The organism is Leucobacter chromiiresistens (assembly GCF_001477055.1).
GTDB lineage: Bacteria > Actinomycetota > Actinomycetes > Actinomycetales > Microbacteriaceae > Leucobacter > Leucobacter chromiiresistens_A.
Genome location: NZ_LDRK01000172.1, coordinates 1 through 602 on the forward strand (window position 1 = coordinate 1; position 602 = coordinate 602).

The window sequence follows — 602 nt, forward strand, 5'->3', positions numbered from 1 at the left end:
GCGCGCGAGCGGGTCGGCGGTGTCGGCGAGGTGGTGGAAGTTCATCCAGGAGTCGATGAGCGCATCGGCGGTCACCTGCGAGTCGGCGACGAACGGTGACGCCGCCGTGAAGCCGGCTTCGGTGATCGTCACGCGGGCGCGCGGGCCGATGCAGCGCACGAGGCCCGCCTCGGCGAGCGCGAGCAGCTGCCGGTTGCGGAACGCGGGCGGCCCCGATCCGGCCATGCCGCCGACGGCCATCAGCATCGCGAAGCCCGAGCCGCGCGATTCGGCGTCGAAGCCGCCGAGCGAGCCGACGCGGTTCGCGACGCCGCGGGCCGAGCTCACCGACCACAGGCCCGCCTTGAACGCGCTGTCGCGGCCGAGTGCGGCCTCGTCGAGGTCGTGGGCGACGCGCCGCTGCACCCAGGCGTCGAATGCGGCGGCGCTGTCGCAGACGTGCTGCACCGGGCGCATCTCCCCGAGCAGGTCGAGCCGGTCGGCGGGGGCGGGCACGAACGGTGCGACCGCGTCGGCGACGTCCGCCGCGACCGCTTCGAGCGGCGTGTCGGCGCCGTGCACGGGGTCGCCGTCGAGGTGGGGTCGGATCGCGGCGGACGGCG

General features: G+C 75.7%; 1 pseudogene. It reads right to left on the reverse strand.

The window, feature by feature from the left end:
• Positions 1–602, reverse strand: a pseudogene (locus tag NS354_RS13680) (FAD/NAD(P)-binding protein); the annotation flags it as partial.